This window comes from Novosphingobium sp. PY1, from assembly GCF_017312445.1.
Classification (GTDB): Bacteria; Pseudomonadota; Alphaproteobacteria; order Sphingomonadales; family Sphingomonadaceae; genus Novosphingobium.
On sequence record NZ_BLTI01000007.1, the window covers coordinates 181,189 to 207,763 of the forward strand.

Sequence of the window (26,575 nt, forward strand, 5' to 3'; positions counted from 1 at the left end):
ATGTGCACCGCGAACCCGATGGGCATGCTCACCAGCAAGGCAGGACGAGCGGCGGCGCTCGGCGGAATCGCCGGAACGATGATCGCCGGTGGAGCCAAGAACAAGCAGTCGCGTGGACCGCAGCGCTACGGAGACGGCACGGTCGATCCGAAGACCGGGGCGATGTCCTGATGTCAGAAATCTCGCGGGAAGACGCTGAGTATCTGCTCGCTCGTCCCGAATTTCGCCGTTTCCTTTTCGCTGCGATTCAAAGTGCGGGCCTCCTCGCTCATGAAGGTCCTGCTCATGGGCCAATAGAGCGTGACCTCAGCTTCATCGAGGGGCGCCGGAGCCTGGGGTTCGAGATCCTGCAGATGGTCGAGCAAGGCCAGCCTGAAGCGCTCCGCACTCCCGGGGCCTTGGCAACGATCAGCGCAGCGATCCGCGAAGCGATGAACCCCGATCCGAAGGAGAGAACCCATGGACCCCGAAAACGACGCGACCCCTATGCAGAACTCAGCGACGAATAAGACCGCCCGCGTGGCGATCCTGTCTGGCCATATCCGGCCGACGGCGATGGAGCGACTGCACGGCCGCCTGATGCGTGCCCCCGATCACGACGCCGGCACCGGTGGCGCTCCTGCGACCCCTGCCCCTGCAGATCCTGCCGCGCCTGCAACGCCGCCGGCTGGCGATCCTCCGGCTGATCCCGCGCCCGGCACACCGCCTGCCGACGGATCCAAGGATGAAGGCGAAACTTCGCTGCTGGGCGGCGCTGCAGCGCCCAAGCCCGCGGCTGGCGATCCTCCGGCCGATCCGAACGCGAATCCGGAAGATCCCAAACCTGGCGAGGAAAGGCCCGCGGCTGGCGATCCTGTCGTGCCCGAGACCTACGAGCTGAAGGTTGAAGGCATGGATCTCGATCCCGCTGCGATCGAGGAAGCGACGCCGATCTTCAAGGAAGCTGGGCTTACCAACGAGCAGGCCCAGAAGATCATGCCCGCCGCCGCGAAGTTCCGCGACAGCGTGGCGAACCAGACGCTGCAACAGCTCGTCGACGCCGGCGCGAAGCAGAAGTCCGATTGGGCCGATGCGACGAAGGCAGATCCCGACATCGGCGGCGCAAAGCTTGAAGAGACGCTGCACCTCAGCGCGAAGGCTCTGGACGCGCTCGGTTATCCCGAGGGTTCGGAATTCCGCAAGGTGCTCACCGAGACCGGCTTCGGCAATCATCCCGAGATGATGCGCATGATGCGCAAGATCGGCGAGATGGCGTCCGAAGACGGGTTCCCGCGCTCCGGCGCAGATCCTGCAACCCCGCTCTCTGTCGAGAAGCGGATGTATCCCAACGACTAAGGGGAAACTACTATGGCCATTCTCGGCAACTCCTACTGGGACCTCATCAGTGTCCTGAAGGCGGGCGGCGACGGCATCGGCGATGTTGTCGAGGCTCTGACGCAGCTCACGCCCTTCATGAAGGACGCGAACGTCATCACCTGTAACAAGGGTGCAAAGCACGCTTCGTCGATCCGCACCGGCCTGCCGTCTGTTTCGTGGGGCGCGCTCTATCAGGGCATCGCCCAGAGCAAGGGTGCCTATACCCAGGTCGAGGACACGACCGGCTTCATCGAAGGCATGTCGGCCGTCGACACGCGCCTCCTCAAGCTCAAGCCCGATCAGGCAGCCAAGCTGCGCCTCATGGAAGCCGGCGGTTTCCTTGAAATCATCGCGCAGACGCTGGAAAGCGCCGTGTTCTATTCGAACGTGAACATCAACGGCAAGCAGTTCCACGGTCTCGCGCCGCGTTACAACTCGCTGTCGAACAACAACGTCATCGACGGCGCCGGCTCGGGTTCGGACAACACCTCGATCTGGTTCGTCACCCATGGCGACGGCCAGACCTCGATGCTCACCCCGGAAAACATCCCGGCTGGCGTCGTACGCGAGGACAAGGGCGAGCAGCGTGTGACCGACGCGAATGGCGACCCTTATTACGTGAAGGAAGAAATCTTCACGCAGCACGCAGGCGTGACCGTCAAGGACTGGCGCTTCAATGCCCGCGTCGCCAACATCGACGTCTCGGAAGTCATTGCCGGGAACGTTGGCGTCAATGCACTGATGCGCAAGGCCTACTACAAGCTGCAGGGCCGCCGCTCCTACAAGATGGAGAAGCCCGGCGAGATGAGCCCCGGCCGCACCGTCATCTACATGAACAGCACGATGATGGAGGCGCTCGACGCGGAAAGCACCGCGACCGGTTCCGCCGTCCGCCTGCGTCCCATGGAGATCCAGGGCGAGGAAGTCCTCACCTGGCGTGGCATGCCGATCCGCGAGACCGACGCGCTGCTCAACACCGAAACGGCAGTGGCGTAAGCCCCGGCCTGAGAAGGAGGATTACTCATGATCTTCGATAACAGCCTTCTGCTCAGCGATGATCAGGCGATCACGGCCGATGCCGCGTCGACCAACGTCATCGATCTGGGCGCAACCGGCACCCCGTATGGCAGCAGCGTTGCCCTGACCCGCGACATCGGGATCGGTTGCGGCGTTCCGCTGCAGGTCAGTGTGACCGAGGCGTTCAACAACCTCACCTCGCTGCAGGTGCAGGTCCAGACGTCGCCCGACAACTCGACCTGGACCACCATCCAGGGTGGCAAGGTCGTCGCTGCTGCCGATCTCGTCGCAGGCTATCAGTTCGATGTGCCTTATGAGTTCCCCGAGGGAACCAAGGCGCGCTACGTTCGCCTGTACTATGACGTCACCGGCACCGCTCCGACCACCGGCAAGATCACTGCCGGCCCGGTCATGGCGCGCCAGACCAACAACTCCTACGGGGGTGCGTAATGGGCACCGTAACCTACACCGCGAGCGAGCCGGTTTACGTCTCGACCGAAGGCCGTATGGTCTACAAAGGCCAGAAGTTCACTGTGCCCGATACCGTCGCACCGGGCAGCACCTGGCTGGACGAAGACGGCAATCCGATCGAAGAGAAGAAGAAGCGCGGGGGTCGCACCGCCTCCACCGCTTCTGCTTCCGACGATAAGTCGACTGTGCCCGATACCGTCGCACCGGGCAGCACCTGGCTGGACGAAGACGGCAATCCGATCGAAGAGAAGAAGAAGCGCGGGGGTCGCACCGCCTCCACCGCTTCTGCTTCCGACGATAAGTCGGCCGAAGGCTGACGGGGGCTGGCCCCGGGCGAAACCTCTCCCGCCCGGGGCCAATTCATCAGATGCAGCAGCGCCAGGACAATCCGCTCAACCGGTCACGCCACCCCGAGCGGCGGCAGCAGGTCGCGCCGAACCCGGTCGCTATCGCGAGCACCGGCGATATTGCGAACCTGCAGGACGCGGTCACGACGCTGAACATCGCGGTAACCGCGCTTCAGGCAAGCGTTGCCGACTTCGAAACCCGTATCAGTGCCCTTGAAGACCAGTTCACGTCGTTAGGCGACTACGCCGATGACACTGCCGCGGCTTCCGGCGGCGTTACAGTTGGCGGGCTTTACCGCAACGGCTCGGCGCTGATGATCCGGGTAGCCTAAGCCCTCGCGATTCAACGCGGCTGCCGATCCGGCCATATCGGCCCTGAAAGGGGTGCGCCGTGACAACTCTCATCATCTCGTACTTCTCCAGCGTCGACAAGGACTGTCTCGGTATCCCACTGGGCTCCGAGGTACTCGACACGACGGCTGGATCGGCTGCCAGTGGCCCGGTCGCGACCAGTGCGCCGATTGCCCAGGTCTACTCCGAGACAGCTCACTACGTGACGTTCGGTGATGGCGAGCCAACCGCCTCGACCGACAATGCGTTCTACCTTCCTGCCGGTGAGCGTGTCCTGATGCGCACATTCGTTGCGCAGGGGCAGACGAAAAAGATCGCGGCGGTGCCGGCCTGATGGCGTCTCTCATTCAGCTGTGCAACCGGGCACTCGCCAATGTAGCGAAGGGGCAGATCGCGAGCCTCAACGAGGACACGCTAGAATCTCGCGAGTGTGTGCGCTTCGCGCAGCCACTCCTCGACGAGATGATCAGTTGGTCCGATAACATCCCGCTCGGCCGTCGTCGCGTCGTTCTCGCCCAGGTCACCAATGATCGCCCTGCCGAGTGGCTCTATGCCTATGTCGTCCCGAATGACATGGAAACACCCCTCGGCATTCGCGGGGTCGAGGATGATGCGACCGACCTGCCGGAAGGCGGACCCTTCAATTTTCCGCTCCAGGCCGGTTACCCGCTGCGCTTCGTGTTCGAAGGCGACAAGATCTACACGAACGTCGAGACGGCCACGCTGATCTACACGGCGTCTACCGTTCCCGCGTCCGAACTCGGCGCTCTGATGCAAAAGGCATTCGTCGATGAACTGGCTGTCCGCATCGCCACGCCCCTCAGTAAAGAGCCGAAGATCACCGAAACCTTGACCAGAGTGGCAGAGCTGTCGCGTGCTCGGGCCCTCGCCCACGAAGAGAACCGGATGGGTCAGCGGCAGACGTCTTATGTCTCCGAGGCTGAGCTGGCGCGCATGGGGATCATGCGGTGAGCAACTTCCGTGCCGCACAACCGAATTTCAGCAAGGGCGAACTCGCCCCGCACCTGCATGGCCGCTTCGATGTCGATGCGTACCAATCGGCGGTGCGCCGCGCCCGAAATGTCATGGTGCTCAAGTACGGCGGCATGACCAAGCGCCCTGGCACGCACCTTGTCGCAGAGGTGCTCGACTACAGTGCGCCCAATCGCCTCCTCCCCTTCCAGTTCTCGCTAACGCAAACCTATGCGCTGGAAATGGGCCAGGGGTATATGAGCCCTTGCGCGAACGGCGGCCGGCTGATCGAGGACGAACTCGCGATTACCGCCATAACCAACGCGGCCAATGCCCAGATCACGGCGGCGTACCACGGATACTCGGCTGGCAATCGCGTTTTTCTGACAGGCATCGCCGGCGAGATCGGCGAACTGCTCAATGGCCGTGTGTGGACGGTCGCCTCATCGATCGACGGCAACAACTTCACGATCGATGCGGACACGACCGGGTTGGATGCCTTCACTTCCGCAACCGGCGGCATCACGCGGACATCTGCGCCGGATCCCGATCCAGTCGCACCGACCGTCCCAGATCCCGTCCCCGATCCCGATCCTCCGGTCATCATCCCCGGCGGCGGTTGGTACTGGTTCTACTGATGGGTGTCGCTCGCATTTATCAGGTGGGCTCGCCCTACAACGGCGTGGAGCTGGCGGATCTCGATTTCGAGCAGACCGCAGACACGATGTATCTCGCCCACATCGACCATTCACCGGGCAAGTTGATCCGCGAAGGGCACACCTCCTGGCAATTTGTAGACGTCACGTTCGGGCCGTCTCTGGCCGCTCCGACGGGCTGCAATGCTACCGCCACGACGCCCAATGTCGATGATCCGAACGGCGGTGAGAACTACTTCCCGCAGCCAGCCACCTATTGCGTTACTGCGATCGATGCTGACGGGCTGGAGAGCCGCGCCTCAAACGAGGACACCGTCACCAATGATCTGACCCTCAAGCGCAACTACAACACGATCACCTGGTCGGCGGTGACCGGTGCGGACCGGTACAAGGTGTACAAGGCCGAGAACTCGCAGTTCTTCGGCTACATCGGTACGACGGATGGCCTGACCTTCCGCGACGACAACATCGGCCCAGCGCTCGATCAGGCGCCGCCCGAAGCCTACAATCCGTTCGGCGCCACGGCTAACGATTACCCTTCGACTGTCACGCTGTTCGAGCAGCGCGGTTTGTGGGCGCGCACGCGCAACGTACCCAACGGCGTCTGGGGCACCCGCTCGGCGGAGCTCGAGAACATGGACCGCTCGCAGCCCCTGCGCGAAGACGATAGTCTTTCGTTCACGATCGTCGCTGGCCGCGTGAACTCGATCAATCAGCTGGTGTCGACGACAGGCCTCCTCGCGCTTTCGTCCGATTCCATCTTCACTGTCGATGGTGACGGCCAGGGCGGAATTCTCGTCGGGAATTCTCCCCCGTCGATCAAGCGCCAGATTGGCCGGGGATCGTCCCGCGTCGGATCGATCGTCGTCGACAACGTGATCTTCTACATCCCGTCGGTCGGATCGTCGGTGCGCAGCATCTTCTACTCGTTCGACGTGGACGGACAGAAGTCGAATGACGTTTCGATCTTCTCGCCGCACTTCTTCGAAGAGTTCGACATCGTCAGCTGGTGCTACGCGCAGGAGCCGCGCTCGCTGATCTGGGCCTGCCGATCCGACGGCAAGTTGCTGTGCTTCACCTGGGAGCAAGAGCAGAACGTCTGGGGTTGGACGCTGTGCGAGACGGATGGCGTCTTCCTCGACTGCATCGCGATCTCCGAAGGCGGTGAGGACCGCGTCTATTTCATCGTCGAGCGCGAGGTAAATGGCGTGACCAAACGCTTCGTAGAGCGGCTGGCGCCGCACCTGTGGAGCGACGTTTCAGACTGCGTCTATCTGGACTGCGCAGTTTCGGCCGAGTTCGACGAACCGCAATCGAGCTTCTCGGGCCTTTGGCATCTCGAGGGGCGCACCGATGTCGCTGGGCTGGTCGATGGCGTCGCCGTTTACGACCTCACTGTCGCCAACGGCACCGTCGCCCTCCCGTCGATCAAGCCGACGGCGAGCAAGGTTACGTTCGGCATTCCCTATACGGCAGACATCGAACCGCTGCCGGTGCGGATCAATATCCCGAACAAGGGCTTCAACGTCGGGCGACGCCAGCAGGTGGGCGATGTAGTTCTCACGCTCCGCGACAGTCGGTCCGTCAAGGCAGGTTCAGACGCGAACAACCTGTTCCTCGTCAAGAACAGGACCAGCGAGGCATACGGCGCACCCGACGACCTCATGACGGGCGACTACGTGGTCGGCATGGCGAACAAGGCCAGCGATGAGATCACGTGCTGGATCCGCTCAGACGCGCCATTACCGATGACTGTCCTTGGCGTCTCGCGCGACATCGTCATCAATGGATAGTCGCGTCGCCGTCGTCTCGGCTGAGTTTCGCCACATCAACGTCATCGCCAATCGACTGCGCGCCATCGACCGCGAGGAATGCGCGGCAATGGGCCGAACCGCAAAGCAGGCGCTGCGGCTGGGGCTTGCAACCAGCGGCAAGGCCTGGACAGCGCTCGTCGACGGAAAGCCGGAGGCGATGTTCGGTGTTGTCGTCGAGGACCTGATCAACGGGCGCGGCACGCCGTGGTTTCTGGGCACCGATGAGGTCTACCGGCACGGCCGCGAGCTCCTGATGTGGGGACCGGGCTTCGTCTCACGGCTCGGCGATTCATTGCGCCGCCTCGACAATCTAGTTTCGGCCCGAAATCGCCAAGCCATCCGGCTGCTTGCACGCTGGGGTTTCACGGTCGAGGAGGAAGACATCATGGTCCGCGATGTGGCGTTTCGTCGTTTCAGCAAGGTGATGGCCTGATGTGCGGCCCAGCTCTTCCCATCATTGCGGCCGGCATGGCTGCGGCAAGCGCCGGAGTCGGCGCTCTAGCGGCCAATGCGCAGGCGCGCTTCAAGGCAAAGATCGCCGAGCGTAATGCTGACATGGAGCGCGAGGCGGGCCAGCAGGAGCTGCAGAACACGCGCGAGGCCGCCCTCGAGCACTACCGCAAGATCGGCCAGATGAAAGGCGCGCAGCGTGCACGGGCTGCCGCCGCAGGCGTTGGCGTCGACTTCGGCACGGCTGCCGGTGTCGTCGACGATACAACTATGCTCGGACGCGAGGACGTCGGCCGGATCTACCAGCAAGGCGCCCAGAACCTGCGCGGCCACGATATCGCTGCGTCCAATTACGAGGGTGAGGCCTCTGCATCGCGGCAAGCCGGCTCAGCGGCTCTCGTCAAGGGCGCTTTCGACATGGGGTCGTCGCTCCTCGACGGGGCAAATCAGTACAGCAAGATGAAGGGCGGGTCTTCGGCGTCCAAGTCCAAGGGATTCGGATAAGATGCCGCGCGTCCCCAACTATCAGCCCGGCCAGGTCGCGCCGGTTCGCACGACCGGCGAGCGGTTTCAGGCACCGGGCGGACCGGGCGCCGCGGGAGTTCTCGCCGAGGCGTTCGCCGGTGCATCGCGGCTGGCGTCGACGCAGGACAAGATCAACCTCGAGAACGACGAGACGCAATCCCGGCTGGCGCTCGCCAACGCGCGCGTTGAATATTCCTCTGCGCTCGATCGTTACAAGTCTACGAAGCTCGGAGCGGCGCGCGCCGGGCAGCCTGAATTCGACAAGGGCCTCGACGAGATCCGCAAGTCCACGCTCAATTCCGCGACATCGCCGCGCATGCGCCAGATGATCGAACAGGGATTGATCGAGCTCGATGGCTCTGCCCGGTCCATCGGGGCAAGTCATGCCTTCGCGGAAAGTCGCGCCGAGACGTCGGCCAGCTTCAAGGTCGAGCAGGACTCGCTGATCGATTCCGCTGTATCCTCCGACAATCCCGCCTTCCGCGAGCAGGCCGGACTCAAGCTGCGCGACAGCGTGCGCCGACAGCTGCAATTCGATGGCTTCGACGAAGAGGCTATGCCTGATGCCTATGCCGTCGCCGAAAAGGCCGCGATGTCGAAGCTGCATGAAGGCGTCCTCGACGTCATGTTCGCCTCGCTCGATCCGCACCTCGACGAGGTCGCTCACTATGTTACGGCGTACCGAGACGAGATGACCGGCGCGCTCTACGCCAAGACGATGGCGCGCATGCAGGGACCGATGCAGGACCGCGTTGCCAGCGCCGATGCTGATTACTTCATGGGCCTCACGCCCCAACCGGCGGCTGTTGCTGATGCCGGTGGCTCCCCGACCGCAGATCGACTGAACGCGATAACAGTTCAGTCTGAGAGCGGCGGAAACCCGGATGCAGTAAGTCCGGTTGGCGCGCGCGGGTTGATGCAGGTCATGCCAGCGACGGCGAAAGATCCCGGCTTTGGTATTCGCCCGTCGAATGGAACGCCCACCGATGATGTACGGGTCGGGCAGGAATACCGCGCTGTTATGGAAAAGCGCTATGGCGGCGACCTCGCCAAAATGTGGGCGGCATACAATTGGGGACCTGGCAATCTCGACGATGCTATCGATGCTTATGGTGCCGACTGGCTGGTTCATGCCCCCAAGGAGACGCGAGACTACGTCGCGAAGAATGTTGGCGCTCTCGGCGCCCAGGCTACGGCCTACGCACCAGCTGCGCGCGATTGGTCGGCAACGCGCCAAACAGCCTATAAAGCCATCGATGCTGCGGTTGATCGCGGGGAAATCTCCCCGGAACGCGCCCAGCGTGCGCGGGAGGAAATCGACAGGCGCGTCAAAACTGATGATGGACTTCTGGCTGATCAAAGGAAGACCGCCGACGAATCCGCGACGACGATCCTTGCAAACTCGGGCGACAGGTTTCGTACATCGATGATCCCGCGCGATACCTGGAATGCGCTCGGGCCGGATCAGCAGATCCAGTTCCAGAACATCGAGAAGCAGCTCAAGAAGGCTGAGGCTCCGGCTGCCAACAGTGAGACCGTCGTCGCGCTGCATCGCATGGCGGCTGGCGGCCGGGTCGATCAGGCCAAGTTCGCAGGGCTCAACCTCGCCAAGTACAAGCCGTTCATGACGGCTGGTGAGTTCGACGAGCTGGCAACGGCGCAAATCAAGGCGCAGCAGGACCTGAACAATCCGAAGGCGCTGGATCTTCGCAGCAACATCGACAGTGCGATCACGCGGGCGAAGAAGTGGTCGGGCATCGATGTCGACAAGGATCCGACCGAGGCCTTTCGTATCCGTCGCTACATGGAGCAGCGCGCCGCCGAAGAATCCGGCCGCCGCGATATGGGTGATGCCGACTTCGATCGCCTGTTCCGTGACGCGACCCGCACGGTCGAAACGAAGGGCATCTTGTGGAATGGTGAGAAGCGGTCGTCACAGATCCTCTCCCCGAATTTCCGGGCCCAGATCGTCCGCAGCTTCCGGAATGCCAACGGCCGCGACCCGAGCGACGACGAGATCGAGAAGGCTTGGGAGGCGATGGGCAAGCCTGGGGGTTAATGCCGAGGCTTAAGGCGTGATGAGTATGTGCCGCACCCGCCGATGTTGCCAGAATAATCGTAGTTATTGATGCGCTCGTTTTCGTCTACAAAGAGACGAATTGTGCATTCATATTCAGAAGTCTTCCAAGCCGTGGTGCTTGCTGTCCCGCTATATGGTGTAGTTCCAACGGTACCTTGGTAATTCGTAGTCTGCGGCGTTGGCATCGTCATGCTGTACGCATTGCTCCAAATATATACCTTGTGCCCCGCTAAAATACCTTCACTATTTGGCATGCCCATCTTGGCGAAGGCAGCTTCAATCGGCTGACCCTGTAGTGCGTCCAGCCCTTTATCCATGTTACTGAATGTTGTGCAGCCAGAAAGTGCTGCAACCAATCCAAGCGCCGCCAACGAATTCCTTATCATCTTTAAGTCCCCTGCGATTCAACACTTTGAATGCCGCCCGTAGGGTCTGCTCGTCAAGCGAGGACCTATGCCGACGCCATTCCCCGAACTGGAAACCTATCTTCCCGGGGCGCGCCAGCCCCGAAAGCCATCTACGTCGAACGCACCGAGCACTTGGCTCGATCGCGAGATGGAGCGACAGCGCGACGACCAGATCCGTGATGGTCTGCTATCTGCACCGGCGCCCGATGCCGTAGCGCGCACCGAGAAGATCGCCCGCGATACCGGTTCGAGCATTCTCGACGTCCAGGGTAATGAAGATGCGGCCGAGCGCGGCCTACAGGTTCGCAGGATGGTCGACATTGCGAGCCAGTATCCCGCCGTAGGAAAATGGGCCGCGAAGAACCCGCGCGGCGCGGCGATGGCAGTCGACGACCACGAAAGCCTTAGCGTGCTTGGTCAGGCATGGGATTTTGTCAGCAAGGTACCGTCGCGCGTCTTTCATTCAGGTCTTCCTCTGGCTGGGCAAGGTGTTGCAGCGACGTGGAACCGCATTGTCGACATAAACGAACTCGCGCAGTCTCCGATCAATGCGGGGATGTCCAGCCTTGCCCAAGCGACTGGCTGGTCAATTCTTGATCCAGAAGGCGCGTTGAATGCTTCGGTGCGGCAGCGACAGGCCATCAGCGATGCATGGGGTGATCGGGCTGAAGCTGGAAGCAATCGGGTGCGCGGCGCGACCGCTATCACTGAAGGGCTGCTCCAAGGTGTCGACAGTATACCGTTGACCGCAATCGCCCTTGCGACCAGGAACCCTGAACTTGGCTCCACCGCCATCGGCGTGATGACTGGTTCGACGTCATACGAATCGGCGAAGGCTAAAGGCCTCTCGACCGCATCAGCCATTCCCTATGCGTTCGCCCAAGGTACGACCGAGGCGCTCACCGAGAAGATCCCGATCGGTATCCTTGGTGAGATGATCACGCGCAAGATGCCTTGGGGGAAGGCATTTCTTCGAGAGCTTGGTCAGGAAATGACCGGCGAACAAATCGCTACCTTCACGCAAGATCTTACAGATTGGGCCTATCTGCCAGAGAACCGAAACAAAACGTTCGGCGATTTCCTTTTAGAGCGCCCTGAAGCCGCTGGTCAGACTGCATTGGCTGTCCTTGGCGGAAGCGGAACGACCTCGTTGGTCATTGGCGCTGCCCACCGAGCCACCGATGCGACCGCTTCTGTCACAGGGCGCGTCAGGGAAGCGAAACAGGCCCGCGCAGAACGCGCCGCGCTGGAGGAGATGGCGAAGGGTTCTGAGGCATCCAAGCTCAAGCAGCGCGATCCCGAGGCGTTCCGCACACTGATGCGCGAGCATGCGGAGGAAGCCGGGGCGTCGTCTGTCTTCATCCCCGGCGAGGCAATCCGATCCTTCAATCAATCCGAAGGGTATGATCCGGCCAACGATCCGTTCGCCAGCTCCGATGCGCAGGAGGCCGCCGCGACCGGCGGCGATGTCGTGATGCCGATCGAGGACTTCCTGACCGACGTCGTCGGCACGCCTGCGTGGGAGGCGATCAAGGATGACGTGCGCTTGTCGCAGGGCGGCATGTCATTCCGCGAAGCCCAGACCTTCGATGAGGCAATGGCCGAGGTCATGAGCCAGACGGCGGACGAGATGGCCGCAACTGAGCGCGCTGACCGGACCGCCAGGAGCACTCGCGACCAGCTCGTCGACCGCGTTGCCGCCATGTTCGGCGAAGGGTACACGGCGCCCGTCGCGCGCCAGTATGCCGAGATCGCGGTGCAGCGAGCCCAGACACGCGCCCAGCGGCTGGGAATGGAACTGTCGCCGCAGGACTTCGACAACTTTGCCGTACGCCAGGTGCTGCCCGAGGGTGTCGCGCAGGCAGTCGCGGCGGACCGGCTGGATCTTGTCATCAACGCCCTGCGCACGGGCGGCCCACTTGAATACGGTGTCGGCCCCTCCCTGCTCGAATTCATCCAGCAGCGCGGCGGCATCAACGACGTCGGCGGCGATCTGGCATCGATGGGTGTGCCGCAGAAGTACTTGCGCGAATATGATCCGCGCCAGGTGGAAATGGCCGGCGGCGTCTCGGGCAATGGCGACTTCGGCATAGACAACACGCTGCGCGCGGCGATCGAGGCCGGGTACTTCCCGGACCTGGTCAACGTCGAGAACGAGCAAGGGCCATCCACGCTCGACACGCAGCGCTTGCTTGACGCGCTTGCCGAGGAAATGGCCGGAAGACCTGCCTTCGCGGAAACGCGCACCGATGATGTCCGAGCCTCTGCGGAGGATCTGCGCCAAATGCTTGAGCACGCGGGCTACTCGCCCTCGGAGATGACCGATCAGGACATTCGCGACACGGTCGAGCGGCTGGCGAAAGAGGTCGACATTCTCGGCCGGGCCTATGAGCAGTCCAATGACGTAGGCCCCTTCGGCCCCCGCTTCGAGCAGTTCCGCGGCGATGCCCAAGGTGCAGTGGAGTTCCTGCGCACAGTGCAGGATGGGGAGGCAGTTGGCGCGCTCCACCATCCCGACATCGGCGACATCGATCTTCCATGGGGCGTTGAAGGCAAGAATGAGCACGATGGCTATGGCCTGGCGAAGCTGATCCGCTGGCATCCCGAAGTTGTCGGCGACCTGCAGGGCATCCTATCGAGCCTCGCGGTTACATCGCGAACCGCGAACCGCGTTCAACTGGAAAGCGCGGACCATAAGGCCGCCGTCCGGCTGGCGTGGGACGATCAGGCCAAGAACTGGCTGCTGACTGCTTTCAGGAAGGTTGAAGACGGCGCCGCAGCCACGAGTACAGACACTGGCCGCGATAGTTCGGAGGTGGCTCGCTCCGAGGACGCCGTTGACCGCAGTGTAGCGAAAACGATTCGGGATTTCCAGCAAGAGACGCGCGGGCGTGTGATCTTCGATGAGAACAAGCGCGTCATCGAGCTGTTCAAGGGCCGCGATCTGTCGACGCCCATCCACGAGCTGGGGCACGTCTGGCTTGAGGAACTCGCTGCCGATGCCGCGCTACCCAGCGCGCCCGAGCAACTGCGCGCCGATTGGGACGCGGTAAAGTCGTGGTTCGCGCACTCGGGGCACGCCATCGCTCAAGACGGCACAATCCCGGTCGAGGCGCATGAGTTGTTCGCGCGCGGAATCGAGCGGTACTTCATGGAGGGCAAGGCGCCGACGAACGCCCTCACCCGCATTTTTGAGAACGTCCGGCAGTGGATGCTGTCGATCTATCGCTCAGTGTCCGCCCTCCGCTCCGAGATAAGCCCGGAGATCCGCGAGGTCTTCGACCGCATGATTGCGAGCGACGAGGAAATCGCCGCGGCACGCGAGCGCCAGGGCATAGACGCCCTGTTCAAGCAGGCCGCCGACGCTGGAATGAGCAAGGCAGAATTCGCCGCCTACCAGGCGAAGGCCGAGGATGCGAACGCCGCCGCTCACGCCAAGCTGCTCGAACGCGTGATGTCGACCATCCGTCGGCGTGAGACCGAGCGCTATCGCGAGGCCCGCCGCGGGGTGCGCGAAGAGGAAGCCGCCCGCATCGACGCAAGCCCGATCTTTCGCGCTTTGGCCGCCATGGAAGTCAAGAAGGACGGCAACCGGATCAGCAAGGAGTGGATCGTCGACCGCATGGGGCTCGATGCGCTCGACCTGCTGCCGCGCCGCGTCCCGCCGCTTTACGTCGAAGGCGGGGTGAACCCGGAGAACGTGGCCGAAGTCTCGGGCTATGCCTCCGCCACTGAAATGATCGAAGCCCTGATCGGCGCCGAGCGCGCTCACAGGCAGGCAAAGGAAGGGGGTGATCAGCGGTCGATGCGGGAGCGAGCGATCGAAACCGCAACCGATCAGGAAATGGCAAGGCGTTACGGCGATCCGCTCAATGACGGGTCGATCGAGCGCGAGGCTATGGAGGCTGTGCAGTCGGAAATGCTTGGCGAGGTCATCTCGTCCGAGATCCGCGCACTCGGTCGCAAGACGGGCCGAGGCCCCCTGCCCTACCAGATCGCGCGCGACTGGGCGCGCGGCAAGGTGCGGTCGGGCAAGTGGATCGACGTCGCCTCGCCCGGCGCGCTGGTGCGCCATGCGCGCAACGCCGCGAAGGCTGGCAAGGCAGCGGAAGCCGCATTGCTTGCCGGTGACCATGCCGAGGCCTACCGGCAAAAGCAGTTCCAGATGCTCAACAACGCGCTGGCCGCCGAAGCCTACGTCGCGGCGGATGAGGTAGAGACGGCCCGCAAGCGCATGGAAAAGGTCGCTGAGGCGAAAACGCGCAAGGCCATCGATCAGGACTATCTCGAGCAGGCGCAGATGCTCCTCGAGGCGGTCGACCTGAAGCGCCGCTCGCAGATCTACGAGAGGCGCAAGGGCAGCTTTGCGGCATGGGCGGCCGCGCGCGAGGCTGAGGGCTTCGACGTCGTCGTGCCGGAAACCTTCGAGGCCACTCTCGGTCTGACGAACTGGAGCAAGATGCCGGTCGAGGACATCCTCATGCTCGACGAGGCGGTCAAGCAGATCATGCATCTGGGCCGCCGAAAGCAGATGTTGATCGACGGACAGGACGAACGCCTCTGGGAAGAGATTGAGCAGGAAGCAGTGGCGAGCGCTGAGAACTTGCGCGGCAAACCGCCGGCCGATCTCGCTGATCCGCGACTATGGGAGAGTATCGGCCGCGGCATAGCCGGCATCGACGCCACACTTCTCAAGATGGAGACGGTGTTCGACTGGCTCGACGACGGAAACCCGAACGGGGTTTTCAATCGCATCGCGTTCCGCCCGATTGCCCGGGCCCAGGCGCGCGAAGCGGATATGCTCAAGGACTACCTCGGTCGGATCAAGGCGCATTTCGAGGAGGTCCCACCGGAGGTCGCTTCGCGATGGCAAGACCGCATCGTTCTCCCCTTCATCGATATCGAGACCGGGCGGAACATGGTGCTCAATCGGCAGCAGCTCGTCGCGATGGCGCTCAACGTGGGCAACGAGGGCAACCTGCAGCGCCTCGCCGACGGCTACCGTCTGAACGGGGGCGCCCTCATCGGCTACCTCGATGAGACGTTGACGAAAGAGGAGTGGCAATTCGTCCAGAACGTCTGGGACACGTTCGACGCGCTGTGGCCGGAGAGCTCCGCAATGGAAAAGCGCGTTAATGGCGTGGTCCAAAACAAGGTCCGCGCCCGCAAGTTCGACACCAGCACCAACGGGCAGATGCGCGGCGGCTACTATCCGGCAGTGTATAATACGTCGCGCAACTACAAGGCGCAGGAGAACGCAGGCAAGGAAAGCGACCTGCTGGACTCAAGGTATTCCAGGTCGAACACTAATGCATCCTCGTCGAAAGCTCGTAGCGAACAGGTGGAAATGCCGATCCTACTCAATCTCGGCGTCATCAACCGACACTTGGGCGAGGTAATCCACGACATCACGCATCGCGAGGCGGTGATCCAGGTGAACCGGTTCCTGACCAGCGAGCGTGTGCGCCGCGCTGTCGATGCCGCTCTTGGGCAGGAGATCGGCAAGCAATTCCGCCCGTGGATCAAGTTCGTCGCCAATTCATGGGCCGTCGAACGCGCCGGCAACGAGGGGTTCGGCAAGTGGCTGGGTAAGCTTCGTGCAAACACGACAGCTGTTGGCATGGGTTTGCGGGCGACCACGATGGTATCCCAGATCGCGGGCTATTCAAACTCGTTCGAAGTTGTCGGCGAAGCGGCCATGGCGAAGGCCATAGCGCAGTTCTACCGCGACATTCCGGGCCATGCGCGCGCGGTGATGGAACGGTCCGACGAATTGCGCCACCGGATGAACACCATCGATCGCGACATCCGTACCGAGATCGCGCGACTTTCCCGTATTAACCCAGCCAATAAGGCTGCGGCAGCGGTCATTGATGGAAGAAAGTTCTTCTTCCACGGCATCGGCTACATGGATCTTGCAGTATCAATCCCGACTTGGATGGCAGGATACAGTAATGCGCTGGCGGCTGGGATGAGTGAGGAAGACGCCGCCTATGCAGCGGATAAGGCTGTGCGGCAGTCGCAAGGCGCTGGAGGTCCTAAAGATCTCGCGGCAATCCAGCGCGGGACAGGAACCCGGGGTGAAGCTCTCAAGCTCATGACCATGTTCTACAGCTTCTTCTCAGCGCAATATCAACGTGAACGCACACTGGCGCGCGATGCGATGGGAGTAGATCGGCGCCGAGAGCGGAATGTTCCCAAGCTCGCTGCACGTGCTTTTTTCCTGCTGGTGCTTCCTCCGTTGTTGACTGAGGTATTGCGCGCTGCAGTCGGGGCTCATGCGGGGCCCGACGATGATGAGTGGTGGACGCAATGGGTCGCGCGCAAACTACTTGCGAACGCGATCGGTCCGATCCCCGGTGTGCGTGATGTGTTTGAGCCTGCTTGGAATGCTGCGCGTGGCGCGCGCTACTTTGCGCCTTCCATTTCTCCTGTGTCCCGCGCGTTCGAATCTTTTGTGAAGGCAGTCGGATCTGTCGCTAAAGAGGCCAGTGGAGGAGATGCCCCACACACAACAAAGGATGTGCTCGAAGCGGCTGGCTATTTGACCGGCCTTGTCCCCGGGCAGGTCGCCAGCGCCACGCAGTTCCTTCTCGATGTCGGCAACGGGGATACGACGCCTCAAGACTTCGGCGACTGGCTGGAGGGGCTTTCGACCGGGAAGATCGACGAGAAGCGCTGAGCCCCGCGATTCAACGCACATCCTGCCTCCCGTAATCCCTTGCCAACGAGGCGAGGCTATAGATGGCAGTATCCACCACAAACGCTTTTTCAGGGCCGTACCTGGCGAATGGTGCGACGACGGTATTTCCGTTCACGTTCACGGCGCCAAGCGCCGCGGAAGTGGCCGTGTTAGTGCGGGATGCAGATGGAGCCGCCGTCGATGCGGGAACATATTCAGTCAGCATCACGGCTGGCGGCGGCGGCTCTGTATCGTTTGATGTAGCGCCGGATGTAGGACTGTCACTTGTCATCCTGCTTGATCCGGAATTCACTCAGGGCCTCTCATTCGAAAATGGTTCCGCCTGGCTCGCAGAGCCGGTAAACGAGGGATATGATCGCTCTGCATTGCGCGATCAGGTGTTAAAGCGTGAAGTTGATCGTGGACTGAAATTCCCATTCGGCGAGACAGAAACTACTCTTCCGCCAGCATCCGAGAGATACGGGAAATTTCTCGGATTTAGCCCGATCGATGGTTCCGTGGTACTCGCCGAAAGCACAAGTGGCGACGATCTATTGAGGCCGGAACTTGCCTCCACTGATCCCGGCAAGGGTGCGGCGCTTGTAGCTGTCGATGACGGTGAAAGTGGCTCGATTTTCTCGAACTTACAAGTGTTCGTCAGCAAGATCCTATCTTCTGCCGGAACAGCGATCATCGGCTTTGCTCAGGCTGGGGTGGGCGCTGTTCTGCGATCCCTGGAGGCAAAGCTACGGGAAATATCCGTGTCGGTCACGGATTTTGGCGCAGACAATACCGGTGCTATCGATGCCAGCACGGCGGTTTTGGCGGCGGTTACTGCACTAATTGCCGCAGGTGGTGGATTTCTTGACTTTCCTGCGGGTGACTATCTACTTGAAAGTCGTGTCGATATTGTCGCGGATAATATTATCCTGCGCGGTGTTGGGCATGGTCGAGCGCGCATCATCAATGGTCAGGCTAATGATGCAGCCATCAAAATAGGTGATGGGTTGACGCAGCACTATCGCTGCGGCGTTCGCGACATGATCTTCGGGCAATCAGCGTCGGTAACAGCCAGCACCAGCAACTGCGGACTTTACGTCCAGTCGATGTCGAACTGCGTTTTTAGCAACGTCTATGCTTACCAATTTCCCGGTGCGTTGACGGATGGTCTTAAATTCGATGCAGTGGTGCAGTCCTACGCTTACAATTTGGCGGCGCAGGATTGTCTGGCGTTGGGGACGTATTTCCGGGACTGCCTCGATTTTACGTGGCTGGGCGGCCGCTCAGATGCCAACGGAACGGACGGCATTTACATCGAGGACAGCGCGGGCCTCTACTGGACTGGTGTCACGGCCTATGGAAACGCCCGTCATGCCTGGAACATCGACACCGATGGGACGACGCTGGGTAATACGTTCCACTTCTTCACGAACTGCATTGGCGACACCAGCGGCAATACGAACTGGCGTATCAATCACTGTTACGAAAGCGTTTACACAGGATGCTGGGGTTGTACGCAGGGAGACACCGGCGTCAACACGACTGCTGCGGGCTTCCATGTAACCTCGAACAATGTCGATGGCCTGCGGCTCATTGGCTGCTTTGCCACTTCCAATAACGGGCACGGCATTTTCCTGGAATACGGCCTACGTATAGCGATTGATGGCTGTATGACTGGCTCTGGCAGGCAGGCATTCAGTGCAAACGGTAAGGGTGGCGCTGGATCAGGCATTCGGATTGGTGCGGGCGCGGCGCGCGTGAATGTTTCTGGTGGTAGTTCCGAAGGCAATACTGACTACGGCATCGACATAGCCGCGGGCGCACAGTTTGTGCAGGCGCAAGGAGTGGAGCTTCGCTACAACTCGGCCGGCTCGGTCAGAAATCTCGCTAATGCCTCGGCTGCGAATGCCGTCATCAAAGATTGCCCAGGCTTCAACCCGGTCGGCTATATCACACCCCCGAGTGTTCCGGCATCTGGAACGGCGGTTACCAATCTGTCCGGGCAAGATGTCATGGTCTATCTGGCTGGTGGGACGCTGACGGCCAATGTCGAGATTGGCGGCGCTGGCGTGTTGCAAGCGACGAACACCGGCTACCTGGTCCCCGCGGGCTCGACGATCAAGCTAACATATTCGGTGGCACCGACGTGGGCATGGAGTGGGCTATGAAAGTCGGAGATCCTGTAACTCTGCGCTACGAGGCGGGCTGTATCGTTCCTGCGGGCACTTATCGCGTTTCCAAGATCAACGAGGACGGCTCGTTTCATGTCGGCGGCAACACCGCTGTTTGGCCGCGCAGGGTTATGCCAACATGACCGCCCACAAGGACGCTCAGCAAGACCTTGTGGGCATGCGTGGTGGAAGCAAGGTGGTGAATAATGCCTGACCTTGCCTCTCTTGCGTCGACAACGCTGCCGATGGGCGTCGGGCTTGGTGCAGGCGGCGTGCTCGCCATCGGCATCATGCGGGCTCTGGGCAGCGCCGCGCGGTGGATTATCGAATACTTCGGGGGACGAATGGACAAGAGGGCCGACCGGCTCGACGCAAGTACGGACAAGCTGATCAAAGGCCTCGAAGATAGGATCGATGCACTAACGAAGCGGCTCGACCACGTCGAGCAAGAGCTGTCCGAATGCAAGGAACAGCACGCCGTCGCCGAGGCTCGCAACAAACACCTCGAGGCGATGATGCAGGGATACGGTGATGCCCGGCAGCGCATCGCGACCGAGCAAGCAGCTGAGGTCCTGTCGATTAGAGAAAGGTCGAAATGATGGACGTTCGCGCCCTGCAGTCGAGACTTGGCGTTGCAGCCGATGGAATGTTCGGTCCCAAGAGCCGCGCCGCGCTGATCGCACGCTTTACCAATACTGCCGCGCCGGCCGTGAACAGCGCGGATCTGATCAGCTTCGCTTCCCGGCTACACTGCTCGGCCAAGCAGCTCGCTGCCGTCGCCAAGGTCGAGAGCGCGGGCGGCGGATTCGACGATCGCGGACGGCCCAAGATGCTGTTCGAGCGCCATCTGTTCCACAGGCAGACCGGAGGCCGATGGTCGCCGTCATCCTTTAGCCAGGCTACGGGGGGCGGATATTCCGAGGACAGTTGGGGTAAACTCCTGCTCGCCTGCGCCAAAGACCCAGACGCGGCTTTTTCCTCGTGCTCGTGGGGCAAGTTTCAGGTGCTCGGCCTGCACTGGTCAAAGCTCGGCTATGAAAGCCCGTTCGCGCTGGCCGTATCGACGGTGGAGAGCGAGGCCGCGCACTATGATCTGCTCAGCCGATACATCGAGGCCTTTGGGCTGGCTGACGAGCTGCGCGCCTTGAGCAGCGATCCCGAGGACTGCCGCGCATTCGCGCGCCGCTACAACGGTCCCGCCTACGAGCGGTTCGACTATCACAAGAAGCTGGCGAGCGCGATGCGATGACGGTCCGCGAGTTCCTGCACTGGCTCGGCCATCCGCTGCGGGCTGTCGTCTCCGCCCTGACAGTCTTGGTGAACCTGACGCGCCAGCAAATGCGCGCGCTGTTCTCGCTCGCCATGATCGGCGGAATGATCTGCCTTTCCGGGCAGAACTTCATCTACACCTATTTCGCCCGCCGCGCTGTTGCTCAGGGCGAGGCGTACCGGCCGCTCTTCGATCTGATCCAGGAGCAAATGCGGTTCAACTCCGCGCTCGTCGCATGGTTTGCCGTGATCTTGGGGCTGATCGTCTTCGGTGCCGACTGGCTGCGCGCCAGGTGGGGCGACCGCGAGTTGCAGTTCGGCAAGGATGATCCCGCCTCTATCAAGGACGATGGAGAATGAACCCTATCCCCATCAGCTGGTGCCTCGGCGGCGCTGCAGCAGCTGCCCTCGTTGGCGCCTGGGGCGGCTGGACGGCCCGCGACTGGAAGCGGGACAGCGAAGTCCTCGCCGGAATCAAGAAGGCGACCGAGTTGGTTGAGAAGCAGCGCGCAACGATCGACGCCGCGGCGCAGGCCTATGAGCAGGAGCGAGAAGATGCACGAGTGCAAACCAACGTGCGCGAAAGCACGATCCGCGAGATCTATCGCGACCGGCCGGTGCCTGCCGATTGCGCTGTTGGCGATGATGTGCGCGGGGTGCTCAACGACGCCGTCCGTTCCGCCAACGCCAGAGCTGCAGGCGAACCTGCACCAGGACTGCCCGGCACTGCCGCTGGGCCCGGTTCCGCTGATCGACCCTGAGCGATCGATCTGGGAGAATACGATAATCTCGCTCTACGGCGAGTGCGCCGGCCGCCATCATCGAACCGTCGAGGCGTGGCCGAAGTCTGAGGGCTAAGCCTTCCCGGCCTGCCGTAGCATCATCTGCACGTGCGCCGGATCGCTGAGATCGTACTCAGGGATCTCGACGATATCCCGCATCGTGTCAGCATGCTTTCGTAGCCGGCCGATCAACTCAGGCATGATGTTGCGCAATTCGATCAGGCCCATGTCGGCGCTGGTCGATTCCTTCACGCGATCAAAGCGGCGCTGGGCTTCGTCAGCTAGATCGTCGTCGGACATGCTTGAGAATCGGGAGAGATAGGTCATCGCGGCAAGATATTTGTTCCGCGTCTGTTCCGCAATCCATCACAGCGGGCCACGAGATACGCGGGGGACGGGGCTGTGCATATGTTCCAAGAACGTCTCCCACCGGACGGCGAATCGGAATAAGATTTCCGAACCGGTAAGGATTCAAGCCCGATGCCGGGGGAACGGTGAGCGCACCGGCCTGGTAGTCCTTTCATCCCTTCCACAAGGATGATCGCGCCGCTCACCGTTCCCACTCTTAATGCCACTCGGAAAGCGGCTTTCCAAATTTTCCCGATCTCAAGCCTGTGGAATACAGGTTCGCCCGCTCACCGCCAGACGCGAGCCAGTCCCAGCGACACGAGATAACTGCCGGCGTCCCGACCATTGACCGACAGGGTGGCGAGCGTCCGGCCGTACCGATCGGTGCCGTTTCGTGACACGGTCACTGGACCGCGCGAGAGGAAATCCGCAAGGGCATCGCGCGATTGTTCGCCCAGCGCGAAGTCGCACCATGGCGGATTGTTCAAGCCGGCCAGGCGCTGGCGTGACTGCGCGGAACAGCGCGAGGACCCGCTGAGCTCCGGCGCGTCGATGTTCTCCACCCGGATCCGCTCGCCATCGCAGAGGCGCACGGTGTCGCCGTCGTGGACGTAGGCGATGCAGGCTGCCGCGGCGGTGAGGAGTAAGGGCATCAGGCGAAGATCCATCCAGCTATGGCGAACAGGCTTAGTGCCAGGAGGGTGAAGAATTCAGTGCGCGCGCTCATGAGGACAGCACTATCCGGCCGGCTGGGTGAATGGAAATAAATAGGCTGAAAGGTCGAGAAAAATGATCTACATTGCGCGCTGTCGACGAAGGATCGCAGACCCTGCTCCTTTCGCTTCGGCCCAGTACCTGCACTTGGGCCCGGCATTGTCCGGGCCTTTTTTCATCGCGCAGTTCGGGAAATAGGCCTTTCGACGCCACAGCGGCCTTGACTGTGTAGAGTGGCGGCAACCCGCCTGCGCCTTCGTCTAGGTTGGGATAGCCTCTCAACCATCCCTTCCCGCGATCAAATCCGCATCCCCGGCGATAAGCTCATCCATGGCGTGTTCGCGGATGGCTTGATCGAGCATTGCTTGCCAGACGGCCCTGACCTCAGGTGAATAAAGATCAAAGTCACAGGCCCTCTCGCCGCACAAAACTGCTAACGGCGTTGGCTCTTTCAGCGCCTCAAGTACCGTGCGTATGGCTGCGTCTGCGAGAAATGGTGCATCTATCGGCAGGAACTCTGCTTCCAATCTCGCTGGCGCCGCATCGCATATGGCTTGCGCCACCTTCTCTCGCAGGTTCATCACACCAATCTTCCCGTATCGATCCACCTATCGCGGCACCATGAGTTCGGGTGAAAGTTCCATGCGAAAGGAACCTTGGCGTCATCTGGCAGACCGTTAAACCGCTTCAACGCTGCCAGCGCTTCATGCGGCCTCTTGTACTGCATCGCCGCTATGGAGAAGCCAGCGGCACGGAACGTCTCATGCGCCAACGTTACGTGTGCATCGTGTGGCTCAGGTTCCATCCCTCACCCTTCCTTGATATTGCGGATGGCGGTGGCGATAACCTCTGCCTCACTCAACGCGCCATCGGTGTAAGACGAACTCACAGAGATCCTTCGCGCACCCTTGCCTCGAACTGCGGCCCATTCTTCCTGCCGCTGATCAACCTCCGCCGCCGCTTCCTCCAGCGCTTTTGCTCTGGCAGCTTCACGATGGGCGGCGAAGTCCCGAATGACCGGGGCAGCTTTGTCGTATTTCCCCGCCATCCAGTCTGTTCGGTCATGCATCTGGTAGCATGATGGACGATGGGGCCATGCTGCCTCCCTGTCCTCCTCCGTCACCTTAACCATTGCTCTCACCTCCTTCTGGGTAGTCGGCGCGGTAGGCGTCGTAAGTATGCACAGCGTCCTTAACACATTCACGAAAACCCTCAGTATCTTTCATAAAGGTTCCGTAGCGAGAGACCTTTTCGATACACTCCGCCATCGCCTCAGCGTGCTTGCGTAGGCGGGTGATTTCGTCGGCGGCCTCCGGTCCGTCTGGATTGCGTAAAGACGGTTTTAGGCTGACTGGATCCATGATGAATGGATAGGTTCGACGCAGCCGCTCCACAATATCAGTCATCTTTCCCGCTCCCCATGTGCTGGCCGCGTTCGATGGCGTCTGCGCATTGGTTGATCGTATTCTTGCAGCAACGGTCCATTGTCAGGACGCCCCGCAACCAAGCCACGATAGCCCCTCGCCCGGTCCGATCCCGCTTCATTGCGAAAATGGCGGCGCGCTGATCAACCGCATCATTGGCGACTAGCTCGCAAAGCCGTAAAAGTGAAGGTAGCTCGGCCATGATCCGATCCTCCTCATCAGCGGCCCGCTCGATGCCTTCAAAGCCGGTTGCCGTCCGGATAGCTTCGTCGTGGCTAGCGAGTGCCCTCCCGATGATGACAGACGAAGCCAATAATGCCGTTTCGTTTGCGGAGAACTTACCAACCTCCACCTCATCATCCGAAGTCTCACGAGCATCAACGGTCGTTGGTGTTAATTCGTGATCGGCAGGGGGGCGGGCGTAGAGGGGTGTCTCAACTTCCGCCCTTACGTATCCAAGGGATTGTTGCCGCAGGAAGACGTTGGTTAAGCATTCCGGCCCACTATACATCCACGCGACAGGCTCACTCTGTTGCGCTGGCCTGCGGTTCCATGCCGCGACAGCTTCGGCCTCACTAGCGCACTCCGGGCCATCAGCCCCGCAAATGTTGCAGGCCACCCAAGCATGGTCTGAAGTGCAACGCGCTCCGACGTTCGATTGCAAACAGACGTGCGTCCCTTGACAAAACGGGCACGGTTCCAGCTTCATCGTCTCAGGCATCGTTATCTCCAAGGGCTGCGTCGATGGCGCTCAACGCTTCGTAGGACATACCCTCCCAATCCGCGTCAGAATGCTCTCTGGCCTCGCACAAGTCCGCTTCGACAACTGGACGGGCTAGGCGCAAAGCCCCCTCCAGCTTCGCCACCCTCTCGGCCATCTGTTCGTTTGTGGATAGGAGGGTGAGGATGGCGGGGACGCTGTTGCGGAGGTAGTCGATTAAGGCTGATCCATGAGGCCGATGCTTCGATGGAGGACCGCCGTAGTACCGTGCATTATCTTCCTCCTGCGTCGCCGCCTCATGCAACTGCCGCAGCGTCTCAGCGTTTAGTTCTTCGGTCATGGATGGTCTCCGAAATTACTCAGGACTTCCACAGGCACCCGCGCGTCGTAGCCATACTCAGCGTTCAGATCGGCGGTTATGCCAACGTCACCGAAGCGTGAGGCCATCAAGACACGAACACGCTTCCCACCGTAATCTGCAAAGAGCTTTGGGCGAGGATCGTCGCGCAGGGCGCCATGACCGGGTGATCGGGCATGGTCCAGAAACTTGCGCAGACATTCCGGCGCGTCAGGATCGTCGATATAGTCGTCGCAGTGCTTGAAATCACTCATCGCCCATCATCCTTCTTGACTATCTCGTAACCGGCTGCGGTGAGGGCGGCGCGGAGGGCGGCAGCATTATCTTCTGATGAGAAATGAACCTGCGTGAGTTCTAGCGCCTCTGCCAGCGGGTCCGGCTCATCGGGGAGCGTAAGGCGCTTCAAGAGCGGCCTAACGAATGCATCCGCTTCCTCAAATGCCTCCCGCGCCACACGGTCAACGGTGTCGATGTACCGACAGAACGCGTCGTCGACGTAATCATTTTGCGGATCCACCTTGTGGCAGGTAAGCACATTCTCCGGTGTGATCTCCCGGATAAGTTCATTCGCCCGCTCCATCGCGGCCTTGCTCGGTTCCATTATGTGTTTCCTTCGGTGGGGGTCAGTAGGCATCAGGCGAGTACGCAGTCGTAATAGTGACGCGACAACCCTCATCGGCTATACCGGTAACAACGATCCCACTAGCGTCCCCGCTATTGTCTACAAACAGCGTCTCGTCCCCGCTGTAGCGATATGTTCCACCCTTCCACCCACAAAAGCTGTCGCTGATTCCGAGATCCAGTTCCTTGAGAAGTTCGCTCACCCTGGTTTCACTGCTATGGTCTGAGCCGGAATATCCTCCGAGCGCGAAACCAAGGGCCGGGCGGTCGTAATAACCCCGGTATGATTCGATCTTTGTTGGGCGCGCAAAACCGGCAAAATCAAGATAGACGGTAGCGTCCTGCTGCGCGGTCTTCAGTAAGGCAATGAGGGTCTTAATACCGATTGGCTCTTTTTCCATCACGCGTTCCTTTCGTTGATCATGGATCGCCCGTCGCGATAACTCTCGACAGTCATCGGTTGGCCTGAGACGTAGGCCCAGCCCCAAAGCCATGCCATGACGCGCCAGCGCAGAGTTCCAGGCTTGTCTAACGGAATGGGAAGCGGGAGCACGATCAAATAGCAGACCGTCCCGAAAACCTTCATCCACGCAAAGGCGAGATAGTCTCGCAGGCGAAGCGGCGTGGTTTCGCGATCAGCCATCACGCGTTCCTTTCGTTGGGTTGGGGCTCGCCGGCTTCTTCACGAAACGGGAAGATGATGTCGTCAGGCCACTGAGTGGCGCGGCCATCGCCGCGATAGGCACCGTTGCCAGTGAGCTTCGCCAGATAGATCCGACAGTGCTTCGACCAGACGCGCTTGCCCCATGAGGTTCCGCAGTGGAATTCCCACGCCTTCTTGCGCAGCGCTTTGCGTAGATCATCTGGAGTGCAGCCGGGCATGTCCGCGTGGATTGCCGCGATCATCTTCGGCGCGTCGTTCTGCCAATCACGCATGGAGAGCCCCCTCCCCGCTTTCAGCAGAAAATATGCAAGGCATTGATGCGTCGTTGCGCGAGACTCGCACTTTCAGCAGCGAGAGGCGCAGGATGGGCCGACT

The 26,575-nt window shown here is 61.2% G+C and carries 34 protein-coding genes and 1 pseudogene; 21 read left to right on the forward strand and 14 right to left on the reverse strand.

Annotated elements, in window-relative coordinates; genetic code table 11:
• Genes J3474_RS10630 through J3474_RS10695 form a run of 14 tightly spaced genes read left to right on the forward strand, consistent with a single transcriptional unit; the run spans nt 1 to nt 10,018 of the window.
• Nucleotides 1-171, forward strand: a complete 171-nt coding sequence (locus J3474_RS10630) for a hypothetical protein (RefSeq protein ID WP_207094147.1) — start codon at nt 1-3, stop codon at nt 169-171.
• On the forward strand, nt 171-509 hold the full coding sequence (locus J3474_RS10635) for a hypothetical protein (protein WP_207094148.1): 339 nt from the start codon (nt 171-173) through the stop codon (nt 507-509). Before J3474_RS10630 ends, J3474_RS10635 begins: the two co-directional genes overlap by 1 nt.
• Entirely contained in the window at nt 460-1,335 is an 876-nt protein-coding gene (locus J3474_RS10640; protein ID WP_207094149.1) for a hypothetical protein, read from the forward strand. The genes J3474_RS10635 and J3474_RS10640 overlap by 50 nt, the downstream gene beginning before the upstream one ends.
• A gap of 12 nt (nt 1,336-1,347) precedes the next feature.
• Nucleotides 1,348-2,352, forward strand: a complete 1,005-nt coding sequence (locus tag J3474_RS10645) for a major capsid protein (RefSeq protein ID WP_207094150.1) — start codon at nt 1,348-1,350, stop codon at nt 2,350-2,352.
• A gap of 27 nt (nt 2,353-2,379) precedes the next feature.
• Nucleotides 2,380-2,823 carry a Bbp16 family capsid cement protein gene (locus J3474_RS10650; RefSeq protein WP_207094151.1) on the forward strand — a complete coding sequence of 148 codons (444 nt, stop codon included), beginning with the start codon at nt 2,380-2,382 and terminating at the stop codon, nt 2,821-2,823.
• Nucleotides 2,823-3,161, forward strand: a complete 339-nt coding sequence (locus J3474_RS10655) for a hypothetical protein (RefSeq protein ID WP_207094152.1) — start codon at nt 2,823-2,825, stop codon at nt 3,159-3,161. Before J3474_RS10650 ends, J3474_RS10655 begins: the two co-directional genes overlap by 1 nt.
• 50 nt (nt 3,162-3,211) lie before the next feature.
• Nucleotides 3,212-3,523: a hypothetical protein gene (locus tag J3474_RS10660; protein ID WP_207094153.1), complete on the forward strand. Its 312-nt coding sequence runs from the start codon at nt 3,212-3,214 to the stop codon at nt 3,521-3,523.
• Between the two features lie 59 nt (nt 3,524-3,582).
• The gene (locus tag J3474_RS10665; RefSeq protein ID WP_207094154.1) at nt 3,583-3,876 is read left to right on the forward strand and encodes a hypothetical protein; all 294 of its coding nucleotides are present in this window, start codon (nt 3,583-3,585) and stop codon (nt 3,874-3,876) included.
• Nucleotides 3,876-4,514, forward strand: coding sequence for a hypothetical protein (locus tag J3474_RS10670; protein ID WP_207094155.1), 639 nt, complete (start codon nt 3,876-3,878; stop codon nt 4,512-4,514). Before J3474_RS10665 ends, J3474_RS10670 begins: the two co-directional genes overlap by 1 nt.
• A complete protein-coding gene (locus J3474_RS10675; protein WP_207094156.1) occupies nt 4,511-5,152 on the forward strand; it encodes a hypothetical protein in 642 nt (213 codons plus the stop codon). Before J3474_RS10670 ends, J3474_RS10675 begins: the two co-directional genes overlap by 4 nt.
• Nucleotides 5,152-6,963 (forward strand): hypothetical protein, encoded by a 1,812-nt coding sequence (locus tag J3474_RS10680; protein WP_207094157.1) that lies wholly within the window; start codon nt 5,152-5,154, stop codon nt 6,961-6,963. The genes J3474_RS10675 and J3474_RS10680 overlap by 1 nt, the downstream gene beginning before the upstream one ends.
• A complete protein-coding gene (locus tag J3474_RS10685) occupies nt 6,956-7,417 on the forward strand; it encodes a hypothetical protein (protein WP_207094158.1) in 462 nt (153 codons plus the stop codon). The genes J3474_RS10680 and J3474_RS10685 overlap by 8 nt, the downstream gene beginning before the upstream one ends.
• Before the next feature lie 35 nt (nt 7,418-7,452).
• Nucleotides 7,453-7,938 (forward strand): hypothetical protein, encoded by a 486-nt coding sequence (locus J3474_RS10690; protein ID WP_242528343.1) that lies wholly within the window; start codon nt 7,453-7,455, stop codon nt 7,936-7,938.
• 1 nt (nt 7,939) lies between these two features.
• A complete protein-coding gene (locus J3474_RS10695) occupies nt 7,940-10,018 on the forward strand; it encodes a transglycosylase SLT domain-containing protein (RefSeq protein WP_207094160.1) in 2,079 nt (692 codons plus the stop codon).
• Here the strand turns inward: J3474_RS10695 and J3474_RS10700 are convergent.
• Complete coding sequence (locus tag J3474_RS10700) at nt 10,015-10,356, reverse strand: hypothetical protein (RefSeq protein ID WP_207094161.1); 342 nt, start codon at nt 10,354-10,356, stop codon at nt 10,015-10,017. The genes J3474_RS10695 and J3474_RS10700 overlap by 4 nt on opposite strands.
• 136 nt (nt 10,357-10,492) lie before the next feature.
• Here J3474_RS10700 and J3474_RS10705 point away from each other — a divergent pair, with 136 nt between their 5' ends.
• The 7 genes from J3474_RS10705 (at nt 10,493) to J3474_RS10735 (ending at nt 21,329) form a co-directional block, all read left to right on the forward strand.
• Nucleotides 10,493-17,128, forward strand: a complete 6,636-nt coding sequence (locus J3474_RS10705) for a hypothetical protein (protein WP_207094162.1) — start codon at nt 10,493-10,495, stop codon at nt 17,126-17,128.
• A 62-nt stretch (nt 17,129-17,190) separates the two neighbouring features.
• Nucleotides 17,191-19,296, forward strand: a complete 2,106-nt coding sequence (locus tag J3474_RS10710; protein WP_207094163.1) for a hypothetical protein — start codon at nt 17,191-17,193, stop codon at nt 19,294-19,296.
• Entirely contained in the window at nt 19,293-19,442 is a 150-nt protein-coding gene (locus J3474_RS10715) for a hypothetical protein (RefSeq protein WP_207094164.1), read from the forward strand. Before J3474_RS10710 ends, J3474_RS10715 begins: the two co-directional genes overlap by 4 nt.
• A gap of 63 nt (nt 19,443-19,505) precedes the next feature.
• Nucleotides 19,506-19,898: a hypothetical protein gene (locus J3474_RS10720; RefSeq protein ID WP_007011268.1), complete on the forward strand. Its 393-nt coding sequence runs from the start codon at nt 19,506-19,508 to the stop codon at nt 19,896-19,898.
• Nucleotides 19,898-20,548, forward strand: coding sequence for an N-acetylmuramidase domain-containing protein (locus J3474_RS10725; RefSeq protein ID WP_207094165.1), 651 nt, complete (start codon nt 19,898-19,900; stop codon nt 20,546-20,548). The genes J3474_RS10720 and J3474_RS10725 overlap by 1 nt, the downstream gene beginning before the upstream one ends.
• Entirely contained in the window at nt 20,545-20,928 is a 384-nt protein-coding gene (locus tag J3474_RS10730; protein WP_207094166.1) for a hypothetical protein, read from the forward strand. The genes J3474_RS10725 and J3474_RS10730 overlap by 4 nt, the downstream gene beginning before the upstream one ends.
• On the forward strand, nt 20,925-21,329 hold the full coding sequence (locus tag J3474_RS10735; protein ID WP_207094167.1) for a hypothetical protein: 405 nt from the start codon (nt 20,925-20,927) through the stop codon (nt 21,327-21,329). Before J3474_RS10730 ends, J3474_RS10735 begins: the two co-directional genes overlap by 4 nt.
• Before the next feature lie 93 nt (nt 21,330-21,422).
• Here J3474_RS10735 and J3474_RS10740 read toward each other — a convergent pair whose 3' ends face one another.
• The 13 genes and pseudogenes from J3474_RS10740 to J3474_RS10795 all read right to left on the reverse strand — a co-directional run bounded on the left by J3474_RS10740 (nt 21,423) and on the right by J3474_RS10795 (nt 26,472).
• On the reverse strand, nt 21,423-21,650 hold the full coding sequence (locus J3474_RS10740) for a hypothetical protein (protein WP_207094168.1): 228 nt from the start codon (nt 21,648-21,650) through the stop codon (nt 21,423-21,425).
• 335 nt (nt 21,651-21,985) lie between these two features.
• Nucleotides 21,986-22,351 carry a thermonuclease family protein gene (locus J3474_RS10745; protein ID WP_207094169.1) on the reverse strand — a complete coding sequence of 122 codons (366 nt, stop codon included), beginning with the start codon at nt 22,349-22,351 and terminating at the stop codon, nt 21,986-21,988.
• A 339-nt stretch (nt 22,352-22,690) separates the two neighbouring features.
• Complete coding sequence (locus tag J3474_RS10750) at nt 22,691-22,993, reverse strand: hypothetical protein (protein ID WP_207094170.1); 303 nt, start codon at nt 22,991-22,993, stop codon at nt 22,691-22,693.
• A gap of 227 nt (nt 22,994-23,220) precedes the next feature.
• Nucleotides 23,221-23,544, reverse strand: a complete 324-nt coding sequence (locus J3474_RS10755; RefSeq protein WP_207094171.1) for a hypothetical protein — start codon at nt 23,542-23,544, stop codon at nt 23,221-23,223.
• Nucleotides 23,537-23,818, reverse strand: coding sequence for a hypothetical protein (locus J3474_RS10760; RefSeq protein WP_207094172.1), 282 nt, complete (start codon nt 23,816-23,818; stop codon nt 23,537-23,539). The genes J3474_RS10755 and J3474_RS10760 overlap by 8 nt, the downstream gene beginning before the upstream one ends.
• Nucleotides 23,811-24,347: a hypothetical protein gene (locus J3474_RS10765; RefSeq protein WP_242528344.1), complete on the reverse strand. Its 537-nt coding sequence runs from the start codon at nt 24,345-24,347 to the stop codon at nt 23,811-23,813. Before J3474_RS10765 ends, J3474_RS10760 begins: the two co-directional genes overlap by 8 nt.
• A gap of 42 nt (nt 24,348-24,389) precedes the next feature.
• A pseudogene (locus J3474_RS23015) lies at nt 24,390-24,557 on the reverse strand (hypothetical protein); the annotation flags it as partial.
• The gene (locus tag J3474_RS10770) at nt 24,550-24,897 is read right to left on the reverse strand and encodes a hypothetical protein (protein WP_207094174.1); all 348 of its coding nucleotides are present in this window, start codon (nt 24,895-24,897) and stop codon (nt 24,550-24,552) included. The pseudogene J3474_RS23015 and the gene J3474_RS10770, both read right to left, overlap by 8 nt.
• The gene (locus J3474_RS10775) at nt 24,894-25,169 is read right to left on the reverse strand and encodes a hypothetical protein (RefSeq protein ID WP_207094175.1); all 276 of its coding nucleotides are present in this window, start codon (nt 25,167-25,169) and stop codon (nt 24,894-24,896) included. The genes J3474_RS10770 and J3474_RS10775 overlap by 4 nt, the downstream gene beginning before the upstream one ends.
• Nucleotides 25,166-25,516, reverse strand: a complete 351-nt coding sequence (locus tag J3474_RS10780; protein WP_207094176.1) for a hypothetical protein — start codon at nt 25,514-25,516, stop codon at nt 25,166-25,168. The genes J3474_RS10775 and J3474_RS10780 overlap by 4 nt, the downstream gene beginning before the upstream one ends.
• 22 nt (nt 25,517-25,538) lie before the next feature.
• A complete protein-coding gene (locus tag J3474_RS10785) occupies nt 25,539-25,937 on the reverse strand; it encodes a hypothetical protein (RefSeq protein ID WP_207094177.1) in 399 nt (132 codons plus the stop codon).
• Nucleotides 25,937-26,179, reverse strand: a complete 243-nt coding sequence (locus J3474_RS10790; RefSeq protein WP_207094178.1) for a hypothetical protein — start codon at nt 26,177-26,179, stop codon at nt 25,937-25,939. Before J3474_RS10790 ends, J3474_RS10785 begins: the two co-directional genes overlap by 1 nt.
• The gene (locus J3474_RS10795) at nt 26,179-26,472 is read right to left on the reverse strand and encodes a hypothetical protein (RefSeq protein ID WP_207094179.1); all 294 of its coding nucleotides are present in this window, start codon (nt 26,470-26,472) and stop codon (nt 26,179-26,181) included. Before J3474_RS10795 ends, J3474_RS10790 begins: the two co-directional genes overlap by 1 nt.
• Nucleotides 26,473-26,575: the final 103 nt, after the last annotated feature.

Bases quoted from the DNA above. Each gene is read 5' to 3' on its own strand.
- J3474_RS10630 (WP_207094147.1), top strand. From the start codon at position 1: ATGTGCACCGCGAACCCGATGGGCATGCTCACCAGCAAGGCAGGACGA.
- J3474_RS10635 (WP_207094148.1), top strand. From the start codon at position 171: ATGTCAGAAATCTCGCGGGAAGACGCTGAGTATCTGCTCGCTCGTCCC.
- J3474_RS10640 (WP_207094149.1), top strand. From the start codon at position 460: ATGGACCCCGAAAACGACGCGACCCCTATGCAGAACTCAGCGACGAAT.
- J3474_RS10645 (WP_207094150.1), top strand. From the start codon at position 1,348: ATGGCCATTCTCGGCAACTCCTACTGGGACCTCATCAGTGTCCTGAAG.
- J3474_RS10650 (WP_207094151.1), top strand. From the start codon at position 2,380: ATGATCTTCGATAACAGCCTTCTGCTCAGCGATGATCAGGCGATCACG.
- J3474_RS10655 (WP_207094152.1), top strand. From the start codon at position 2,823: ATGGGCACCGTAACCTACACCGCGAGCGAGCCGGTTTACGTCTCGACC.
- J3474_RS10660 (WP_207094153.1), top strand. From the start codon at position 3,212: ATGCAGCAGCGCCAGGACAATCCGCTCAACCGGTCACGCCACCCCGAG.
- J3474_RS10670 (WP_207094155.1), top strand. From the start codon at position 3,876: ATGGCGTCTCTCATTCAGCTGTGCAACCGGGCACTCGCCAATGTAGCG.
- J3474_RS10680 (WP_207094157.1), top strand. From the start codon at position 5,152: ATGGGTGTCGCTCGCATTTATCAGGTGGGCTCGCCCTACAACGGCGTG.
- J3474_RS10685 (WP_207094158.1), top strand. From the start codon at position 6,956: ATGGATAGTCGCGTCGCCGTCGTCTCGGCTGAGTTTCGCCACATCAAC.
- J3474_RS10690 (WP_242528343.1), top strand. From the start codon at position 7,453: ATGGCTGCGGCAAGCGCCGGAGTCGGCGCTCTAGCGGCCAATGCGCAG.
- J3474_RS10695 (WP_207094160.1), top strand. From the start codon at position 7,940: ATGCCGCGCGTCCCCAACTATCAGCCCGGCCAGGTCGCGCCGGTTCGC.
- J3474_RS10700 (WP_207094161.1), bottom strand. From the start codon at position 10,356: ATGGATAAAGGGCTGGACGCACTACAGGGTCAGCCGATTGAAGCTGCC.
- J3474_RS10705 (WP_207094162.1), top strand. From the start codon at position 10,493: ATGCCGACGCCATTCCCCGAACTGGAAACCTATCTTCCCGGGGCGCGC.
- J3474_RS10710 (WP_207094163.1), top strand. From the start codon at position 17,191: ATGGCAGTATCCACCACAAACGCTTTTTCAGGGCCGTACCTGGCGAAT.
- J3474_RS10715 (WP_207094164.1), top strand. From the start codon at position 19,293: ATGAAAGTCGGAGATCCTGTAACTCTGCGCTACGAGGCGGGCTGTATC.
- J3474_RS10720 (WP_007011268.1), top strand. From the start codon at position 19,506: ATGCCTGACCTTGCCTCTCTTGCGTCGACAACGCTGCCGATGGGCGTC.
- J3474_RS10725 (WP_207094165.1), top strand. From the start codon at position 19,898: ATGGACGTTCGCGCCCTGCAGTCGAGACTTGGCGTTGCAGCCGATGGA.
- J3474_RS10730 (WP_207094166.1), top strand. From the start codon at position 20,545: ATGACGGTCCGCGAGTTCCTGCACTGGCTCGGCCATCCGCTGCGGGCT.
- J3474_RS10735 (WP_207094167.1), top strand. From the start codon at position 20,925: ATGAACCCTATCCCCATCAGCTGGTGCCTCGGCGGCGCTGCAGCAGCT.
- J3474_RS10740 (WP_207094168.1), bottom strand. From the start codon at position 21,650: ATGTCCGACGACGATCTAGCTGACGAAGCCCAGCGCCGCTTTGATCGC.
- J3474_RS10745 (WP_207094169.1), bottom strand. From the start codon at position 22,351: ATGCCCTTACTCCTCACCGCCGCGGCAGCCTGCATCGCCTACGTCCAC.
- J3474_RS10750 (WP_207094170.1), bottom strand. From the start codon at position 22,993: ATGAACCTGCGAGAGAAGGTGGCGCAAGCCATATGCGATGCGGCGCCA.
- J3474_RS10755 (WP_207094171.1), bottom strand. From the start codon at position 23,544: ATGGTTAAGGTGACGGAGGAGGACAGGGAGGCAGCATGGCCCCATCGT.
- J3474_RS10760 (WP_207094172.1), bottom strand. From the start codon at position 23,818: ATGACTGATATTGTGGAGCGGCTGCGTCGAACCTATCCATTCATCATG.
- J3474_RS10765 (WP_242528344.1), bottom strand. From the start codon at position 24,347: ATGTATAGTGGGCCGGAATGCTTAACCAACGTCTTCCTGCGGCAACAA.
- J3474_RS10770 (WP_207094174.1), bottom strand. From the start codon at position 24,897: ATGACCGAAGAACTAAACGCTGAGACGCTGCGGCAGTTGCATGAGGCG.
- J3474_RS10775 (WP_207094175.1), bottom strand. From the start codon at position 25,169: ATGAGTGATTTCAAGCACTGCGACGACTATATCGACGATCCTGACGCG.
- J3474_RS10780 (WP_207094176.1), bottom strand. From the start codon at position 25,516: ATGGAACCGAGCAAGGCCGCGATGGAGCGGGCGAATGAACTTATCCGG.
- J3474_RS10785 (WP_207094177.1), bottom strand. From the start codon at position 25,937: ATGGAAAAAGAGCCAATCGGTATTAAGACCCTCATTGCCTTACTGAAG.
- J3474_RS10790 (WP_207094178.1), bottom strand. From the start codon at position 26,179: ATGGCTGATCGCGAAACCACGCCGCTTCGCCTGCGAGACTATCTCGCC.
- J3474_RS10795 (WP_207094179.1), bottom strand. From the start codon at position 26,472: ATGCGTGATTGGCAGAACGACGCGCCGAAGATGATCGCGGCAATCCAC.